The 889-nt window shown below is 27.8% G+C and carries 1 protein-coding gene; it reads left to right on the forward strand.

Annotation, left to right across the window (positions count from 1 at the left end; translation table 11 throughout):
- Positions 1–151 precede the first annotated feature (151 nt).
- The gene (locus J3U14_RS11650; protein WP_267369701.1) at positions 152–811 is read left to right on the forward strand and encodes a recombinase family protein; all 660 of its coding nucleotides are present in this window, start codon (positions 152–154) and stop codon (positions 809–811) included.
- Positions 812–889: the final 78 nt, after the last annotated feature.

Consider the following 889-nt stretch of genomic DNA (forward strand, 5'->3'; position numbering starts at 1 on the left):
TCTTATTAAATTTAAATCGGGATTTAGGAAACTATCCCGATTTTTTTAATAGTCAAAAAAAGTTTTTTAAGGTGTACCCTAAGTGACCCTTTCTTTTTAAAGGGAGAAATACACTTTTTTATTTGTATTAAGAGTAAAAAAGGAAAAATTTATGAGCAAGATTTGCAGAATTTATATGAGAGTTAGTACCCATGAACAGGATCTCACTAGACAAGAAAAAATAATAGAAGAGGCAAAAAAATTTAATTATTTTATTGCTGGTATATATAAGGAAAAAGCCTCGGGAGCATTGAACCATTCACAGCGACCCGCATTGAAAAAACTAATAAAATCATTACAAAATGGAGATATTGTAATGATAGAAAAAATGGACAGATTAACACGTTTACCTTTTTCAGAGGCAAAAATGTTAATTGAAACTATTAGATCAAAAGGGGCTTCATTATATATATCTAATGTTCCCGATTTATCAGGATTTTATAATGATAATCTAACTACAGTACAGAAGGTCATTTTAGATGCCGTTCAGGATCTGTTATTAGATTTAGCATTAATACAGGCACGAGATAACTACGAAGATATAAAGCAACGACAAGCAGAAGGAATTTTAATTGCAAAAAAAAATGGAAAATATAAGGGAAGAAAAAAAAATATTGAATTGCATAATAAAATTATCAATTATCGTTTTAGTAAAAATTTAACTCTAAAACAAATATCAATAAGGTGTGAATGCTCATTAACCACAGTAAAAAAAGTGATAAAAGATCACAAAGAAAAAGTTAAAAACAATTTGAATTTAAAAGCCACTTAGGGTACACCTTAAAAAACTTTTTTTGACTATTAAAAAAATCGGGATAGTTTCCTAAATCCCGATTTAAATTTAATAAGA

The organism is Gilliamella sp. B3801, assembly GCF_026536645.1.
Classification (GTDB): Bacteria; Pseudomonadota; Gammaproteobacteria; order Enterobacterales; family Orbaceae; genus Gilliamella; species Gilliamella apicola_I.

What these genes read in the sequence shown, in the direction of transcription:
- J3U14_RS11650 (WP_267369701.1), top strand. Translation starts at nt 152, where the DNA reads ATGAGCAAGATTTGCAGAATTTATATGAGAGTTAGTACCCATGAACAG.